Below are 15911 nucleotides of genomic sequence, written 5' to 3' on the forward strand. Positions count from 1 at the left end.
ACCCGCAACCCAGGGAGCACCTCATGGACCCTCGCAAGATCGCCGCCCTTCTCGGCTTCGTCTTCGGCATCGCCGCGCTGGCGAGCCACATCCTCAGCGGCGTGATCGACGCCGACTACGTCTTCGGCACCGCCAGCGCGGCGGTCTTCGCCACCTATGGCTGGTATCACCTGCGCCGCGCCCGCGAGCGCGAGGAGGCCGCCGCCGAGCGGGTGCGCTCGCGCTTGACCTGAACCGCGGCGCCGGGCAGGGAGGATGGCGATGGAGCATGCCCTCGCCGCCTTTGCCACGCTGTTCGCTGTCCTCGATCCGGTGGGCACGACCTCGCTGTTCATCGCGCTCACCGCGGCGCATGACGGGGCCGGCCGGCTGCGCGTGGCGGCGCTCGGCACCGGCGTTGCCTTCGCGGTGCTGCTGCTCTTCGCGCTGGCCGGGGAGGCGGTGCTGGCCTTCGTCGGGATCTCGCTGCCGGCCTTCCGCATCGCCGGCGGCATCCTGCTGTTCCTGACCGCGCTCGACATGCTGTTCGAGCGCCGCACCGCGCGCCGCGAGCGCAAGGTGGAGGAGGAGCGCGAGAGCCAGGCCGCCGCCGAGGCGCCGGACGATCCCTCGGTGTTCCCGCTCGCCATCCCGCTGATCGCCGGCCCCGGCGCGATCGCCGCGATGATCCTGCTGATGGGCGCGGCGGCCGGCGACATGGAGCGCCAGGGCATCGTGCTCGGCACCATGGCCGGGGTGCTGCTGCTGCAGTTCGGCATGTTCCTGCTCGGCGGGCCGATCGGCCGCGTGCTGGGGCGGACCGGGATGCTGGTGGTGACCCGGCTGATGGGGATGCTGCTGGCGGCGCTGGCGGTGCAGTTCGTGATCGACGGGATCGCCGCGGTGATCCGCGGCATGGGCGCGGGCGCATGAGCGGGACGGGCGCATGAGCGGCTTCAGCGGCGACGAACAGGCGCGCATCCTCTATCTCTCGCTGCTCGGGCTGCTGCTCTGCGGCTACCTGATCCACGCCTATCGCGGGCGCCTCGGCACCGGGCTGCAGCACGCCGCGATCTGGGTGCTGATCTTCCTCGGCGCCATGCTGGCCTATGGCTTCAAGGACAACCTGGCGGTGATGCTGAACCCCGGCGCCGCGCGCGTCGAGGGCGATGCGGTGGTGCTGACCCGCGGACGGGACGGGCATTTCCACGCCACCCTCGAGATCGACGGCACCCCGGTGGCGTTCCTCGTCGATACCGGCGCCAGCGAGATGGTGCTGAGCCGGCAGGATGCCGCCCGCATCGGCCTGGCGCTCGACAGCCTCGCCTTCACCCGGCCCGCGCGCACCGCGAACGGCGTGGTCTACGGCGCCCCGGTGCGCCTCGGCGAGGTGCGCTTTGCCGGCAAGGTGGAGCGCGGCGTGCCGGCGGTGGTCAATGGCGGCGCGCTGGCCACCTCGCTGCTCGGCATGCGCTATCTCGACCGTTTCGCCCGCGTCGAGATCCAGGGCGACACGCTGCGCCTCGAGCGCTGAGCGCGCCGCCGTCCGGGCTATGCGCACCGTTCCCGGGCCGCGATGGCGGATTGCGGCGGCCGGCCCTCAGCCCGCCGCGGAGAGAGCCCAGGCGCCCCAGGCGATCAGCCCGGCGCCGGCCACCCTCGAGACCTGCCTGCCGATCGGGGCGAGCCGTTCCGCCGCGACGAGCGCCGCCAGCCCGACGATCCAGTAGAGGTTCATCACCCCGCCGACGAAGAGCAGCGCCATCAGCACCCAGCAGCAGCCGAGGCAGTAGATGCCGTGCTCCGCCCCCATGCGGGCGGCGCCGGCGATCCCCGGCCGGCGGCGCCGCGCGATGAATTCCGCCGGCGAGCGGCAATGCGTCAGGCAGGCATCCTTGAGCGGCGAGAACTGGTATGCGCCGGCCAGGATCATCACCAGCGCCCCGGGCACCGTGCCGACCAGCGTCATCATCCGCGCCGAGACCAGACCCACCGCCTCGAGCCACCATTGCGCCAGCGCCGCGGCGAGCCCGAACCCGGCCCAGGCGGCGAGATATCCCGCGAGGAACGCCGCCGCGGCCCGCGGCGCCAGCGCCGCCTCGGAGGTCCGGCGCAGCAGCACGGCATAGAGCAGGATCACCGGCGCGACGGCGGGCATCATCATCGCGATCATCATCACCCACCACATGAGGAAGACGAGCAGGGCATGCTCGGCGCCCCAGGCCGCAGGCTGCGTCATGCCCGGCATCTGCGCCGGGCCCGCCATCCGCGTCATCTCGAGCGCCGTCATCTCCATGCCGAGGCCGAGCACCGTGTAGAGCCCGGCCAGCACGAAGAGCACCCCCATCGCGCCGATCAGGACGGCACGGTCGCGGCGCAGCACGCCCTCGACAACGCTCCCGGCCATCGCCTCAGGCCGCTTCCAGCACGCCCCGGCCGGAGAGGTGCAGCTCGGCAAACTGCGCATAGGTGCCGTCGATGCCGGTCAGCTCGATCTCGCCGCGGGTCGAGGCGCGGCCGGAGCCGATCTCGGCCAGCCGATACTCGAACCCGTGCGGCAGGTCGATGCGCACCCGGTGCGGCGCGCCGGTCACGGGGTTGCGGATCGGCTCGGCCGAGAACTCGCAGACATCGCCGAGCGCGGCCTTGCCGGTGCGGGCCGCGATGTCGAACTCGGCGCTGATCGGCAGGCGCTGCGTCGGCAGCCGGTTCGGCGACATCGCGTGGAAGATCCACCACATCGTCGCCATGTCGTCGGTGTCCTGGCCGGTCATGATCTTCTCCAGCGCCGCGGCCTGCTCGTCGGTCGCCGCGCTGTCGATGAAGAGCTGCATGGTGCCGTTGCCCTCGTGCACCGCGCCCGGCCACTTGTAGGTGGCGCCCATGCGCAGGCCGTCGAGCGCCACGGCGCCGTGATGGCCCCGCTCGACGACGTAGACGACCGCCGCCTCGCACCATCCCTTGTCGGGCAGGGCGTTGAACTGGCAGGGGCAGGCATAGACACAATTGCAGGTGGCCATCTCTCGTCCGTGGATTTCCCAGTCTGCCATCTGGACCTCTCAATGATGGAAACCCATCCCGCACCCTGCAATGTTGACCTTACGTAATTATGCCGGCGCGCGCAATCTTCCCGCGCCCGGGCCCTGGAAGCGGCCCCCGCCACCCGGCACGGGGCAGGCGGCAGCGCGCCGGTTCCCGCCATCCCCGGCGATACGGCGCGGCGGTTTTCGCGTCCGCGCGGGCTCGGGCTCGGGCTCGGGCGAGGTTGCGCACCGCCGCCGTGCCGGCGCCATGGCCGCTGAAGGCGGGCTCGCCCGGCTTGCCTGTGGCGTGGCCCCGCGCATGCTCAGGGACGAGCAGGCATCCCCTTGCGAGCCTGGGCAGGGGCGCAGGGTCGCACGGCCACTACCCCCGCGTCAGCGGACGCGATCCGGTGCGCCGGGCCTTTTCGGGCAAGGGGAAGCCTCGGAGCCCGATCCCCTGCGCAGCGGGCCGCCTCGCCCTGGCGCGCTGCGGGGGAGCGGCAAGGCGCTGATCCGGCAGTTCCGCGAGCCGGACCCCGGACAGCACCGGCGCGCACCGTTCACAGCGCGATCCCGCCCATGGTCGTCCAAGAGCCGATGGCGCCAGGGACATACCCTGCGGATCTGCCGGTATCATCCTGCAAAGAGGGGCGGCCAACGCGGCGGAGATCGCGGCGGCACCGGCGCGGCGCAAGACCGGGTGAAGGCGGTGGCCCTACCTGCCTCGCATCGCCCGAAGGGTGGGTCGACCTGGGCGTAGGGCGAGAGCGGTTCGGCCAGCGGCGCCTCGCCTGCGAGCGGATCCAAGAACTTCGGCGTGCACCCACGCGCAGCAGGGCAGGCCGCGCCCACCCTTCGGTGAGCGCGCAGGCCAACCGGTTCCGGATCGCCGCGCCGTTCTTCGACTGGGTCCTCGCGCATCCGCTCGGCGATCTGGCGCGCTCGCGGTGATCGGGCCGACCGGCACGGCGGTGTGGGCCGGCCTGTTCTCCCCCGGTTTCGGCCGGGCCTTGCAGCGCAGGTGCGGCGATCCTCGCGGGACGGCCGTGACGCGCCTTGGCCCCCGGGCCGCGCCCCGAAGCGACGCTGCCCGCATTCCTGATGCTGCTCCTCGCTCGGTGGCTGGACGTCACGTTCTTCGCCGCACCCCGATCGAGGCCCGGTTTGCGGCGGTCTGCATGGCCTGCTTGTTCGCCCTAGCCCGGAGCTATGACCGGCTCGTCCCGCCCGCCTCGGCGCGGCGGACCCAGCCGCCATTGCCGTCCTCGGCCCAGTAGACCGCCTTGAGCCCGGCGGCGACCACCTGGCGCCAGTCGGCGCGGGCACGGTCAACCGCCGCGGGGTCGCGCCCGTCGAACAGGAGCGCGACCGTCTCCAGCCCGCTGGCCACCTCCGCCGCGAAGGCCGCGCCGTCGATCAGGAAGAGCGCTGCGGTGCCGGCGGGCAGCTCCTCGCCGGCCGTGAGCCAGACCGGGTGCACCTCCGGGCCCTCCGGCGCGGCGCCGGCCAGCCCGTGCGGCAGGAAGCTCTCGTCGCGCCAGGTCCAGAGCAGCCGGTCGAGCGCCTCGAGCCGGGGCTGGCTCGCGCCGCGCAGCACCGCCCGCCAGCCGCGCTCGAGGCAGCGCTCCAGCATCACCGGGAGGACCTGCTCCAGCGTGCTCCCGGTGAGGTGATAGAAGCGCACCTCAGCCATGCGCGCCCATCCCCTGCCGGCAGCCGGTGCCGCAGCCGGCCGGCCGGCGTGCCGCGGGCCTGCCGCCGCGCCGCAGGGGCCGGGCAAAGGCGAACCGGCGCCGGCGCCGCGTGCTGCCCGCCGGGCATGCGGGCGCCGGGGCGGGGCCGCGGCGCCGGGGCTGCAGGATCACCCCTCCCATTTCTCCCGCACCAGGCGATCGAGCGCCGCCACGCCCCAGCCGGTGGCGCCCTTCGGCGCGAGATCGGTGCCGGTGTCGGTCAGCGTCACCCCGGCGATGTCGATATGGATCCAGGGGCAGTCGTCCTTCACGAAGCGGTGCAGGAACTCGGCCGCGGTGATCGAGCCGGCGGCGCGGCCGCCGGTGTTCTTGATGTCGGCCTTCTTCGACTTGATCTGCTCGACATATTTCGGCCCGAGCGGCAGGCGCCAGGCGGCATCGCCGGCGGCCTCGGCGGCGGCGGCGAAATCGGCCGAGAAATCCTCGTCGGTGGCATACCAGCCGGCATTGTGGTTGCCGAGCGCGACGATCACCGCGCCGGTCAGCGTCGCGAGATCCACCATTGCCGCCGGCGCCAGCTTCTCCTGCGTGTACCAGAGCGCATCGGCCAGAACCATCCGGCCCTCGGCATCGGTGTTGATCACCTCGATGGTCTCGCCCTTCATCGACTTGACGATATCGCCCGGGCGCTGGGCGCAGCCGTCGGGCATGTTCTCGACGAGGCCGACGACGCCGACCACGTTGGCCTTCGCCTTGCGCAGCGCCAGCGTGCGCATGACACCGGCGACGACGCCGGCGCCGCCCATGTCCATGGTCATCTCTTCCATGCCGCCGGCCGGCTTGATCGAGATGCCGCCGGTATCGAACACCACGCCCTTGCCGACGAGCGCGAGCGGCGCCGCACCCTCCGCGCCGCCCTGCCAGCGCATCACCACGAGCTTGCTCTCGCTCTCCGAGCCCTGGCCGACGGCGAGCAGCGCGCGCATTCCCAGCGCCGCCATCTCCGTCTCGCCGAGGATCTCGACCTCGACGCCGAGCTCCTGCATGCCGGCGAGGCGGGCGGCGAACTCGTCGGTGGTCAGGCGGTTGGCCGGCTCGTTGACGAGATCGCGGGTGAAGAAGATGCCCTCGGCCAGCGCCGCAAAGGGGGCCGAGGCGCGGGCCAGCGCCTCCGGCGCCTCGGCCAGCACGGCGAGGCTGCGCGGGGCGGGGGGCTCGTCCTCGGGATCGGCGCTCTTGTACTCGCGGAAATCGTAGAGCCGCAGCACCGCGGCGCAGAGCGTCTCGGCCAGCACCGCTTCCGGGCCCGCGCCGGCGGTGGCGATGGTGGCAGCCCCCTCGGGCAGCGCCTTGGCGATGGCGCCGCCGGTCTTGCGCGCCGCCGCGCCGCCGGGCTCGGCGCCGAGACAGGCGAGGATCACCGTGTCGGCCTTCAGCCCCGGCAGATAGCGCAGCACCTGCACGGTGCCCGCCTTGGTCTTGAACCGCTTGTCGGCCACCGCGCGGGAGAGCGCGCCGCCGGCGAGCCCGTCCACCGCCGCGGCGCCGGGGCAGAGCGCGCCGCCGCCATCGGCGAAGACGACGAGGGTGCCCTCGAGCGCGGCCCAGTCGGCATCGGACTCGGCGGCAAAGCTCACGGGCGTCGGTGCGGTTATCATGGCGGTCTCTCCCCGGTTGCAAGCGGACACCAGAGAGCTAACGCCTATTGCCGGCCCGCACCAGCGCCTTGCGACGAGAGGGCGCGGCATGCGCGCGCCGGCGGGCGAGGCAGGGGGCCATGCGGAACCGGCCGCATGGCTTCCCGCCGCCGGAGATCTGGTCTAGGAGGGGTCGAGGCGCTATCTGACAGCCCTGACCCGCGGCCACCACCGGAATCCGGATGACCGTCCTCGACCGCTATTTCCTGCGGGTGATCGCAGGCCCGTTCCTGTTCTTCGTCCTGGTCTTCACCGGGGTGATCTGGCTCAGCCAGTCGCTGCGCGTGATCGACACGGTGGTGAACAACGGCCAGTCGGCGCGGGTCTTCCTCGAGTTCACCGCGCTGCTGCTACCCACGGTCTTCGCCATCGTGCTGCCGGTGGCGGGCTTCGCGGCGGTGCTCTATGCGGTCAACCGGCTGTTCTCCGACAGCGAGATCGTGGTGGTCTTCGCCGCCGGGCTCTCCGGCGTCTCGCTGCTCAGGCCGGTGGCGATCTTCGGCACCCTGGTGCTGCTGGCGCTGATGGCGACCACGCTCTACCTGATGCCGACCACCAAACGGATCATGCAGGAGCGCATCACCGAGGTGCGCGGCGACGTCGCGGCGGCCTTCCTGCGCGAGGGCGCCTTCGTCTCGCCGGTCTTCAAGGTGACGATCTATCTCCGCACCATGGGCCGGCCTGGGGAGCTGCTCGGGGTCTTCGTGCATGACGAGCGCGACCCGGACCAGATCGTCACCTACACCGCCGAGCGCGCGGTCCTGGTGAACGACGGCAACAGCCCCAAGATCGTGATGTTCGACGGGCTGGCGCAGAGCAAGGCGGCGCGCCCGGACGCGCCGATCTCGGTGCTGCGCTTCGAGCGGCTGTCCTACGATCTCGGCCAGCTCAACTCCGAGCAGGGGCCGCGGCAGAGGAAGCCGAGCGAGTTCTACCTGCCCGAGCTGCTCGGCGCCGGCGAGGGCGAGACCGGGCCCTATTCGCTGGGCGAGTATCGCGCCGAGGCGCATGAGGCGCTCTCCGGGCCGCTCTATGCGCTGGCGCTGCCCTTTCTCGGCGCGGCGCTGATCGTCAGCCTCGGCTTCCGCCGGCAGGGCTTCGCCGGGCGCATCGTGCTGGCGGCGGTGGCGGCGCTGGGGCTGCGGCTGCTCGGCCTCGCGGCGAAGAGCGCGACCAATGCCGAGGCGGCGCTCTGGCCGCTGATGTATGTGCCGCCGGTGCTCGGCATCGCGGTCGCGGTCTACATGATGTCGGGCCGGGGCATGATGCCGCGGCGCCCGTCCGCCCCCGGCGGCGCGGCGCCGGAAGACGCCGACGACGGCCCGCCCGACACGCGCGGCGGGGCGGCGAGATGACCGCGACCCTCGGCCTCTATGTCGCGCGGCGCTTCTTCGGCATCGCGGTGGCGACCTTCCTCGCGGTGCTCTCGCTCGTCGTGGTGGTGGATCTCGTCGAGCTGCTGGCCAAGAACAGCGCCGGCAACGCGGATTTCCTCGAGCTGGTCTGGATGGCGGTGCTGCACGCGCCGTCGGTCACCATCACCGCCGCGCCCTTCACCGTGCTGCTCGCCGCCATGGTCTGCTTCGCCTGGTTCTCACGCAGCTCCGAGCTGGTGGTGATGCGTGCCGCCGGGGTCTCGGTCTGGGCGCTGATCGGGCCGGCGCTGATCGTGGCGGTGCTGATGGGGGTGGCCTCCTTCGCGATCTACAACCCCGTGGCGGCGGCCTTCGCACAGCGCTTCGACGCGCTCGAGGAGGCGAATTTCGGCCGCAGCTCGTCGCGGCTCTCGGTCACCGGCGGGGGCATCTGGCTGCGCCAGGGCGGTGCCGAGGGACAGACCGTGATCCGCGCCCGCCGGGCCTCGGAAAGCGTCCGCCAGCTGTGGCGCGTCAGCGTGTTCCGCTTCGGCGCGGACGACCGCTTCGAGCAGCGCATCGAGGCGCGCCGGGCGGTGCTCGAGAAGGGGCTCTGGCGGCTAAGCGGGGCGCTCGTCTGGGATGTCGGAGGCTCCGATCTCGGCGATCTCGGCGAGGCCGCGCGCAACACCGAACCCCAGAGCCATGACGAGATGACGCTGCCGACGAACCTGACGCCGGAGCAGATCCAGGAAAGCTTCGCGCCGCCGCGCACCATCTCGTTCTGGGACCTGCCGGGCTTCATCGATGTGCTGGAGCAATCGGGCTTCTCCTCGAGCCGGCACCGGCTGCACTGGCACGCCCTGCTCTCGGCGCCGGTGATCTTCGCCGCGATGGTGCTGGTGGGGGCCTCGTTCTCGATGCGCCATGCCCGTTTCGGCGGGCTCGGGGCGATGGCGCTCGGCTGCGTGCTCACGGGCTTTGCCTATTTCTTCCTCTCCGATGTCGCCGGCGCGCTCGGCGCCTCGGGGGCTGTGCCGGTGCTGCTGGCCGCCTGGGGGCCTCCTGCGGCGGCGGTGCTCTTCTCGCTGGGCTTGCTGCTGCATCTCGAAGACGGCTAGAAAGGCTCTCGATGGCGCCGTCGTGCGCCACCGACCGGGGGGAGGGCCGATGGCTGTCTGGATGCGTGCGCTGCTGGTCGCGACGGCCGCCGTCGCGCCCGCGCTCGTCCTGCCCGGCGGAGGCTCCGGGGCGGGCGGCGCGCTGGCACAGACCATCGATGCCGAGCTCGACCCGGATGCGCCGGTGGCGCTGGTGGCCGACGAGATCGACTACGACACCACCACCCGCGAGCTGGTCGCCAGCGGCAATGTCGAGGTCTATTACGGCGAGCGCACGCTGACCGCCGACCGCCTGATCTACAACGACGCGACCGGCCGGATCCGCGCCGAGGGCAACCTCGTGCTGCGCGACCCCACCGGGGTGACGCTGTTCGCCGAGTTCGCCGATCTCGACGCCGAGCTGAAGGACGGCATCCTGAAGGGCGCGCAGAGCGTGCTCGACCGCTACTCCCGCCTCTCGGCGGTGGAGGCGCGGCGGGTCGACGACCGCTACAACATCCTCTCCCGCGCGGTCTATTCGGCCTGCGAGGTCTGCGCCGACGAGCCGACGCCGCTCTGGCGCATCCGCGCGCGGCAGGTGATCCACGATCAGGAGAACCGGATCATCCACTACGAGGACGCTCGCCTCGAGGTGTTCGGCGTGCCGGTGCTGTGGACCCCCTATTTCAGCCATCCCGACCCGACGGTGGAGCGCGCCAGCGGCTTTCTCACGCCCTCGGTCTCCTCCTCGGCGGAGAACTACGGCTACGGCGTCAAGCTGCCCTATTTCCTGGTGATCGACGAGCAGACCGACCTCACCCTCACCCCCTTCGTCACCACCAATGACGGGATCGTGGGCGAGCTCGAGTTCCGCCGCGCCTTCGAGACCGGGAACCTGTTCTTCAAGGGCTCGGCGGTGCGCTCCGACTTCACCGGCGACCGCGAGCTGCACGGCCATGTCGACAGCGAGGGCCTGTTCCGCGCCTTCGACAGCTTCGACTGGGGCTGGGATGTCAAGTTCGCCTCCGACGATGCCTATCTCGCCTATTTCGACTTCTCCAACGAGGACCGGCTGACCAGCGAGCTCTTCGCCTCGAGCTATTCCCGCGACGGCTTCTTCGACATCAGCACGGCGCGCTTCCAGTCGCTGCGCGACGACGAGCCGGCCGGGCAGATCCCCTTCGTGATCCCGGACATGGCGGCGCGCTACGAGTTCGACGACCCGCTGGCCGGCGGGCGGATCGGCGCCTTCATGAACTCGCAGGGGCTGCTGCGCACCAATGGCGAGGACACCGGCCGGATCTCCTTCGGCCTCGACTGGGAGCGCGAGCTGCTGCTGCCGGTCGGGCTGGCGCTGAAGGGCTTCGCCGAGATCCGCGGCGATGCCTTCTTCATCGGCGACAGCGACGATCCGGACCAGGACCCCACCGCCTTCCGCTTCGCGCCGCTGATCGGCGTCGAGGCGCGCTATCCCTTCGTCTCGGATGCCAGCACCGGCGGCTTCGAGGGCATCACCCAGGTGATCGAGCCGGTGGCGCAGTTCATCCTCGCGCCCTATGGCGGCAACGACGACGACATCCCCAACGAAGACAGCCTGATCACCGAGTTCGACGAGACAGCGCTGTTCGACCGCAGCCATTTCAACGGCTATGACCGTGTCGAGGAGGGGCCGCGCTTCAACCTCGGCCTGCGCTATGCGCTCTACAGCGATTTCGGGCTCGATTTCGACGCCACCGTCGGCCGGGTGCTGCGCTTCGACGAGGAGACCGCCTTCTCCGAGGGCTCCGGGCTCGACGGCATGGCGTCGGACTGGGTGGGCGCCTGGTCGGCAAGCTACGATCCGTATGTTACCGTGAGCCAGCGGATCCGCGTGGCGGATGACGGGCTCGAGGTCACGCGCAACGAGGCGGAGCTCGGCCTGCGCTTCGGCCAGGTGGGTTTCGACCTGCAATACGTGTTTCTCGAGGCCGACCCGGACGAGGGCGCCGACGACGACCGCGAGGAGCTGTTTACCCGGGCCCGCTGGAACGTGACCGACGAGTGGTCGGTCAACGGCTTCCTGCGCCGCGACATCGAGCGGCGGGAATGGGTCAGCCTCGGCGGCGGGGTGCGATTTGCAAACGAGTGCTGTTCGGTGACCGCCTTCGTGCGGCGGAGCTTCACCGACCAGGAAAACGTGTCTGCCGGAACCAGCTTCGGCATCACCGTCGAGCTGTTCACGCTCGGCGGCACCGGTTTTGGCGGCTGAGGAGGATAAGGACGATGTGGCGAGGGCTCTTGGCGGCGGCAGCGATCGCGGCGGTCTGCTTCGGCGGCGCGGCGGCACAGACCCCGTTCCGCCCGGTCGCGACGGTCAACAGCGCGGTGATCACGGCCTATGACGTGGATCAGCGCGCGCGGATCATCTCGACGCTCGGCGCCGGCGGGGCGAACCAGGAGGAGCTGGCGAACCTGGCGCTCGACCAGCTGATCGACGACCGGCTGAAGATCCAGGCGGCCAAGGATGCCGGCCTCGAGCCGACCCGGGAGGTGGTGGAGCTCGGTGTCGCCGAGGTTGCGCAGCAGCTCCGGCTGGAGCCGGAGGCCTTCGTCTCGCGGCTCAAGGCGGCCGGGGTGACCGACCAGGCGATCGAGGATCTGGTGAGCGGCCAGATGCTCTGGCGCGAGGTGGTGCGGGCGCGCTTCCGCGGCCGGATCGAGCTCGGCGAGGCGGAGATCGACGCCGAGATCGCGCTCTCCGCGCAGAGCGGCGCCGAGGCCTTCCGCATCCAGGAGATCGGCCTGCCGTTCCGCGACCAGGGCCGCACCGAGGCGGAGACCCGGGCGCTGGCCGACCGGCTCTGGCGCGAGCTCAACGCGGGCGGGGATTTCGCCGCCGCGGTGGCGCGCTATTCCCGCGCCCCCTCCGCCGATCGCGGCGGCGAGGTCGGCTGGGTCAGCGCGCGCGAGGTTCCGGCGGGGCTGGCTGCGGTGTTCGCCCAGCTGCCCGATGGCGGCGTGACACCGCCGCAGCCGGTGCAGGGCGGGCTCTCGATCCTGCGCGTGACGGCGCGGCGCGGCAGCGGCGGCGGCCCGACCAGCGAGGCGCTGCGCGAGGAGGTCCGCCGCGAGATGATGAACAAGCGGCTCGACCTGCTCTCGCAGGGGCTGATCCAGGAGCTTCGCCGCGACGCGATGATCGAGCTGCGATGAGCCGGCATGCGCCGCTGGCGCTGACCATGGGCGACCCGGCCGGCATCGGCGCGGAGATCGCGCTGGCGGCGCGGGCCTCGGGCAGGGTGGCGCATCCCTTCTTCCTGATCGACGACCCGGCACGGCTTGCGGCGCTGCCCGGCGCCGCGCCGGTGATCACCATCGCAGGCGCAGAGGAGGCGGCGGACGCCTATCCGCTGGGCCTGCCGGTGCTGCCGCTCGCGCTGCCCGCGCCGGTGGTTCCCGGGCAGCCGGAGCCCGCCAACGCGCCGGCCGTGGTCGCCGCGATCGACACCGCGGTGTCGCTGGCCCGCTCGGGCGCCGCGGCGGCTGTGGTGACCAACCCGATCAACAAGAAGGTGCTCTATGACGGCGCGGGCTTCGCCTTCCCCGGCCACACCGAGTATCTCGCCGAGCTCGGCGGCGTGCCGCGTGCGGTGATGATGCTGGCCGGGCCGTCGCTGCGCGTGGTGCCGGTGACGATCCACATCCCGCTCGCCGCGGTGCCGGCGGCGCTGACCGGGGAGCTGATCGTCGAGACCGCGCGGATCGCCGCCGCGGCGCTCGCGCGGGATTTCGGCATCGCGCGGCCGCGGCTGGCGCTGGCCGGGCTCAACCCCCATGCCGGGGAGGGCGGCGCCATGGGCCGCGAGGAGATCGAGACCATCGCCCCCGCGGTTGCGCGGCTGCGCGCCGAGGGCATCGAGGTCGCCGGCCCGCTGCCGGCGGACACGATGTTCCACCCCGCCGCGCGGGCGCGCTACGACGTGGCGCTGACGATGTATCACGACCAGGGCCTGATCCCGATCAAGGCGCTGGATTTCGACGAGGGCGTCAACGTGACCCTCGGCCTGCCGTTCATCCGCACCTCGCCGGATCACGGCACCGCCTACGACATCGCCGGCCGGGGCATCGCCCGGGCGGACAGCCTGATCGCGGCGCTGAACCTTGCCGGCAGCATGGCCGCAGCGCGGGCCGGGCAGGCGGCGGCGTGAGCGGCCCGTGACGCTGGCACCCGACGGTTTGCCGCCGCTGCGCGAGGTGATCGCGCGCCACGGGCTCTCGGCGAAGAAGTCGCTCGGGCAGAACTTCCTGCTCGATCTCAACCTCACCAGCCGCATCGCCCGGGCCTCCGGGCCGCTCGAGGGCGCGCGGGTGGTCGAGATCGGCCCCGGCCCCGGCGGGCTGACCCGGGCGCTGCTTGCCGGCGGCGCCGAGGTGGTGGCGATCGAGCGCGACGCGCGCTGCCTCGAGGCTCTGGCCGAGGTGTCGGCGCACCATCCGGGCCGGCTCCGGGTGATCGAGGGCGATGCGCTGGAGATCGACCCGGCGGCGCTGTTCGGTGCCGGCGGCCCGGCCCCGCGGATCTGCGCCAACCTGCCCTACAATATCGGCACCGAGCTCCTGGTGCGCTGGCTCACGCCGCCGGAATGGCCGCCCTGGTGGGAGAGCCTGACGCTGATGTTCCAGCGCGAGGTGGCGGAACGCATCGTCGCGCCGGCGGGGTCGAAGGCCTATGGCCGGCTCTCGATCCTCGCGCAGTGGCGGGCCGAGGCGCGGCTGATGTTCTCGGTGAACCCGAGCGCCTTCACGCCGCCGCCCAAGGTGACATCGGCGGTGGTGCGGGTGGTGCCGCGGCTGGCTCCGGCCGAGACCGATCCGGCGGTGCTGGAGCGGGTGGTGGCGGCGGCCTTCGGGCAGCGGCGAAAGATGCTGCGCCAGGCGCTGAAGGGGCTGGTTCCGGAGCCGGGTGCGCTGCTGGAGGCCGCCGGCATCGCCGAGACGCGGCGGGCCGAGACGCTCTCGATCCCGGAATTCCTGGCGCTGGCGGAGGCCTACCGGCCGGCGCCGGGCGGCGGCGAGGCGGGCTGAGCCGCCTTCGCCGTGCCGCCGGGCCAGCGCCCGGATCGGGCGCCGGTCAGGCGCCGTCGGGCTGCGGCTCGGCCGGCTCGGAGGTTTCGGCGGCCTGCGCCTTCTTGGGCGGACGCCCGCGGCGCTTGCGCGGAGGCTGGCTGGCCGAGGTCTCTTCCTCGGTGGCGACGAGCAGCGAGCCCTCGCCATCCGAACCCTCCGGGTCGATCGTGGTCAGGCCGCTGACGCCGCTGTCAACCGGTGCCGTCTCGGCCCGCGCCGGCGCTGGCTCGGGCGGCGACGGTTGCGGCTCCTGGGCCTGTGCCGGGGCAGGCGCGGGCTGCTCGCCCTCGCCCGGGGCGTCGCGCCGGCGCCCGCGCTCGGAACGGTCCTGCCGCTCGCCGCGCTCCTCGGCATGGGGCTGCTCGCCGCCGCCGCCGCCCGAGAAGCTGTCCTCGTCGCCGTCGCCGTTCGCATTGTCCCGGCGCTCCGGCTGCCCCGGATTGGCGAGGATCAGGATGCGCTGGTAATGCTCTGCGTGCTGGAGGAAGTTCTCCGCCATGACCCGGTCGCCCGAGGTCTGCGCATCGCGCGCGAGGGAGAGATACTTGTCGATGATCTGCTGCGGCGTGCCGCGCACCTTCCCCTCGGGGCCGGAGCTGTCATAGACGCGGTTGACATTGTTGCCGTTGGTCTTGCGGTTGCCGCGCCCTCGGGTGCGGTTGTTCTTTTGCGTAGGTCTCATGGGCCCCAGACTGCTCTTGAACCGGCTCGGCGAGCTTTCGGATGGTCGCATGCCCCGCACATCCGGTCCGCGCCGGCGGCAGGGCAGTGGACGTATGAAGCTGCTGCCAAGATCCGGAAGCCCTCAAAAGCGGAAAAAACGCCCGCTACCTTCCGGATACACCTCTCATATACCCGCTTTCCCGCCTTGCTCAACCCGAAAGCGTGCTTTTCGGCGTTTTTTTGCCATGGACGGCGATGATCGCGCGCTCGTTGCCGTCGAGATCGCGGCGCAGGCCGGCGACGGCGAGGCCCGTCGCCTCGATGATCCCGGCGACCGCGGCGGCCTGTCCGCGGCCGAGTTCGAGGATGGCCCGGCCGCCGGGCGCCAGGGTTTCGGGCAGGCTGGCGGCGATCCGGCGATAGGCGCCGAGCCCGTCACCCGCGGGGCCGCTGTCGGGGGTCAGCGCGGCGCGCGGCTCGTGGCGGGCGACTTCCGGCGCGAGGCCCGGGATCTCGTGCGCGGCGATATAGGGCGGGTTGGAGACGACGAGATCCCAGGTGCCGGGCGGCAGGCCGTCGACCCAGTCGGCCCGGGCGAACACGGCACGGGCCTCGAGGCCGAGCCGGCGGGCGTTGCGCTGGGCCATGCGGAGCGCCGGGCCGCTCGTGTCGGTGCCGAGGCCGGTGGTTCCGGGGCGCTCGGCGAGCAGGGTGAGCAGCAGGCAGCCGCTGCCCGTGCCGAGATCGAGCAGCCGGGCGAAGCGCGCCTCCAGGGCGGCGGCGACGAGGGTCTCGGTCTCCGGCCGCGGATCGAGCACCTCGGGGCCGGTGCAGAAATCCCGCCCCCAGAAGGCGCGCCGGCCGGTGACATGCGAGAACGGCCGGCGGTCGAGGCGCGCGGCGAGGGCGCGGGCGGCGCGGGCTCGTTCGACCGGGCCGGGCGGGTCGCGCCGGGCGGCGGCGAATGCACGGGGCGAGAGCCCGGAGGCCCAGCGCAGGATCAGCTGCGCCTCGCGCGCCGGGTCGGCGAGACCGGCCGCATCGAGGCGCCGCGAGATCTCGGCGGCGAGCGCCTGGCGGCTTGGCGGGGCAGGGTGCGCGGCGCTCACCGGGCGGCTCCTCCGGGCAGCGAGCCGGGCCTGCCGACCAACGCGCGCCGCCACGGCCGGAGAGCCCCACGGCCAGCGGTTTCCGAAGGCGCCGCGTCGGGCGCTTCGCTGGCGGCACCGATCCGCCCGCGGCGCGGTTCCGAGGGCGGTGCCGGTTGCAGCCGGGTGCCGGTGGCCACCGGCGT

General features: G+C 72.5%; 15 protein-coding genes. 9 read left to right on the forward strand and 6 right to left on the reverse strand.

Going from position 1 to position 15911, the window contains the following annotated elements; all coding sequences use genetic code 11:
- Positions 1–23: 23 nt before the first annotated feature.
- From QSJ97_RS07425 to QSJ97_RS07435, 3 genes are read left to right on the forward strand one after another with little or no spacing between them, the layout of a single operon-like run.
- Complete coding sequence (locus QSJ97_RS07425) at positions 24–233, forward strand: hypothetical protein (protein ID WP_285671062.1); 210 nt, start codon at positions 24–26, stop codon at positions 231–233.
- 22 nt (positions 234–255) lie between these two features.
- Positions 256–912 (forward strand): MarC family protein, encoded by a 657-nt coding sequence (locus QSJ97_RS07430; protein ID WP_285671064.1) that lies wholly within the window; start codon positions 256–258, stop codon positions 910–912.
- 13 nt (positions 913–925) lie between these two features.
- Entirely contained in the window at positions 926–1513 is a 588-nt protein-coding gene (locus QSJ97_RS07435) for a retropepsin-like aspartic protease family protein (protein ID WP_285671065.1), read from the forward strand.
- 66 nt (positions 1514–1579) lie between these two features.
- Here QSJ97_RS07435 and QSJ97_RS07440 read toward each other — a convergent pair whose 3' ends face one another.
- From QSJ97_RS07440 to QSJ97_RS07455, 4 genes are all read right to left on the reverse strand, one after another.
- On the reverse strand, positions 1580–2386 hold the full coding sequence (locus tag QSJ97_RS07440) for a DUF2182 domain-containing protein (protein WP_285671066.1): 807 nt from the start codon (positions 2384–2386) through the stop codon (positions 1580–1582).
- A gap of 4 nt (positions 2387–2390) precedes the next feature.
- Positions 2391–3029 (reverse strand): DUF1326 domain-containing protein, encoded by a 639-nt coding sequence (locus QSJ97_RS07445; RefSeq protein ID WP_285671067.1) that lies wholly within the window; start codon positions 3027–3029, stop codon positions 2391–2393.
- Between the two features lie 1180 nt (positions 3030–4209).
- A complete protein-coding gene (locus tag QSJ97_RS07450) occupies positions 4210–4695 on the reverse strand; it encodes a DNA polymerase III subunit chi (protein WP_285671068.1) in 486 nt (161 codons plus the stop codon).
- Between the two features lie 168 nt (positions 4696–4863).
- Positions 4864–6354 carry a leucyl aminopeptidase gene (locus QSJ97_RS07455; protein ID WP_285671070.1) on the reverse strand — a complete coding sequence of 497 codons (1491 nt, stop codon included), beginning with the start codon at positions 6352–6354 and terminating at the stop codon, positions 4864–4866.
- A gap of 221 nt (positions 6355–6575) precedes the next feature.
- Between QSJ97_RS07455 and lptF the strand changes: the two genes are divergently transcribed.
- Genes lptF through rsmA form a run of 6 tightly spaced genes read left to right on the forward strand, consistent with a single transcriptional unit; the run spans position 6576 to position 13912 of the window.
- Complete coding sequence (gene lptF / locus QSJ97_RS07460; RefSeq protein WP_285671072.1) at positions 6576–7748, forward strand: LPS export ABC transporter permease LptF; 1173 nt, start codon at positions 6576–6578, stop codon at positions 7746–7748.
- Positions 7745–8869 carry an LPS export ABC transporter permease LptG gene (lptG, locus tag QSJ97_RS07465; RefSeq protein ID WP_285671074.1) on the forward strand — a complete coding sequence of 375 codons (1125 nt, stop codon included), beginning with the start codon at positions 7745–7747 and terminating at the stop codon, positions 8867–8869. Before lptF ends, lptG begins: the two co-directional genes overlap by 4 nt.
- A gap of 49 nt (positions 8870–8918) precedes the next feature.
- On the forward strand, positions 8919–11096 hold the full coding sequence (locus tag QSJ97_RS07470; RefSeq protein WP_285671076.1) for an LPS-assembly protein LptD: 2178 nt from the start codon (positions 8919–8921) through the stop codon (positions 11094–11096).
- A gap of 14 nt (positions 11097–11110) precedes the next feature.
- On the forward strand, positions 11111–12040 hold the full coding sequence (locus QSJ97_RS07475; protein ID WP_285671077.1) for a peptidylprolyl isomerase: 930 nt from the start codon (positions 11111–11113) through the stop codon (positions 12038–12040).
- Entirely contained in the window at positions 12037–13035 is a 999-nt protein-coding gene (gene pdxA / locus QSJ97_RS07480; protein ID WP_285671078.1) for a 4-hydroxythreonine-4-phosphate dehydrogenase PdxA, read from the forward strand. The genes QSJ97_RS07475 and pdxA overlap by 4 nt, the downstream gene beginning before the upstream one ends.
- Positions 13036–13042: 7 nt before the next feature.
- A complete protein-coding gene (rsmA, locus tag QSJ97_RS07485; RefSeq protein ID WP_285671079.1) occupies positions 13043–13912 on the forward strand; it encodes a 16S rRNA (adenine(1518)-N(6)/adenine(1519)-N(6))-dimethyltransferase RsmA in 870 nt (289 codons plus the stop codon).
- Positions 13913–13958: 46 nt separating this feature from the next.
- Here the strand turns inward: rsmA and QSJ97_RS07490 are convergent, their stop codons facing one another.
- A complete protein-coding gene (locus QSJ97_RS07490) occupies positions 13959–14636 on the reverse strand; it encodes a DUF4167 domain-containing protein (RefSeq protein WP_285671080.1) in 678 nt (225 codons plus the stop codon).
- 190 nt (positions 14637–14826) lie between these two features.
- Positions 14827–15726: a peptide chain release factor N(5)-glutamine methyltransferase gene (prmC, locus tag QSJ97_RS07495; RefSeq protein ID WP_285671081.1), complete on the reverse strand. Its 900-nt coding sequence runs from the start codon at positions 15724–15726 to the stop codon at positions 14827–14829.
- Positions 15727–15911 lie beyond the last annotated feature (185 nt).

This window comes from Paralimibaculum aggregatum, assembly GCF_030270585.1.
Taxonomy (GTDB): Bacteria; Pseudomonadota; Alphaproteobacteria; order Rhodobacterales; family Rhodobacteraceae; genus Thermohalobaculum; species Thermohalobaculum aggregatum.

What these genes read in the sequence shown, in the direction of transcription:
- QSJ97_RS07425 (WP_285671062.1), top strand. Translation starts at nt 24, where the DNA reads ATGGACCCTCGCAAGATCGCCGCCCTTCTCGGCTTCGTCTTCGGCATC.
- QSJ97_RS07430 (WP_285671064.1), top strand. Translation starts at nt 256, where the DNA reads ATGGCGATGGAGCATGCCCTCGCCGCCTTTGCCACGCTGTTCGCTGTC.
- QSJ97_RS07435 (WP_285671065.1), top strand. Translation starts at nt 926, where the DNA reads ATGAGCGGCTTCAGCGGCGACGAACAGGCGCGCATCCTCTATCTCTCG.
- QSJ97_RS07440 (WP_285671066.1), bottom strand. Translation starts at nt 2,386, where the DNA reads ATGGCCGGGAGCGTTGTCGAGGGCGTGCTGCGCCGCGACCGTGCCGTC.
- QSJ97_RS07445 (WP_285671067.1), bottom strand. Translation starts at nt 3,029, where the DNA reads ATGGCAGACTGGGAAATCCACGGACGAGAGATGGCCACCTGCAATTGT.
- QSJ97_RS07450 (WP_285671068.1), bottom strand. Translation starts at nt 4,695, where the DNA reads ATGGCTGAGGTGCGCTTCTATCACCTCACCGGGAGCACGCTGGAGCAG.
- QSJ97_RS07455 (WP_285671070.1), bottom strand. Translation starts at nt 6,354, where the DNA reads ATGATAACCGCACCGACGCCCGTGAGCTTTGCCGCCGAGTCCGATGCC.
- lptF (WP_285671072.1), top strand. Translation starts at nt 6,576, where the DNA reads ATGACCGTCCTCGACCGCTATTTCCTGCGGGTGATCGCAGGCCCGTTC.
- lptG (WP_285671074.1), top strand. Translation starts at nt 7,745, where the DNA reads ATGACCGCGACCCTCGGCCTCTATGTCGCGCGGCGCTTCTTCGGCATC.
- QSJ97_RS07470 (WP_285671076.1), top strand. Translation starts at nt 8,919, where the DNA reads ATGGCTGTCTGGATGCGTGCGCTGCTGGTCGCGACGGCCGCCGTCGCG.
- QSJ97_RS07475 (WP_285671077.1), top strand. Translation starts at nt 11,111, where the DNA reads ATGTGGCGAGGGCTCTTGGCGGCGGCAGCGATCGCGGCGGTCTGCTTC.
- pdxA (WP_285671078.1), top strand. Translation starts at nt 12,037, where the DNA reads ATGAGCCGGCATGCGCCGCTGGCGCTGACCATGGGCGACCCGGCCGGC.
- QSJ97_RS07490 (WP_285671080.1), bottom strand. Translation starts at nt 14,636, where the DNA reads ATGAGACCTACGCAAAAGAACAACCGCACCCGAGGGCGCGGCAACCGC.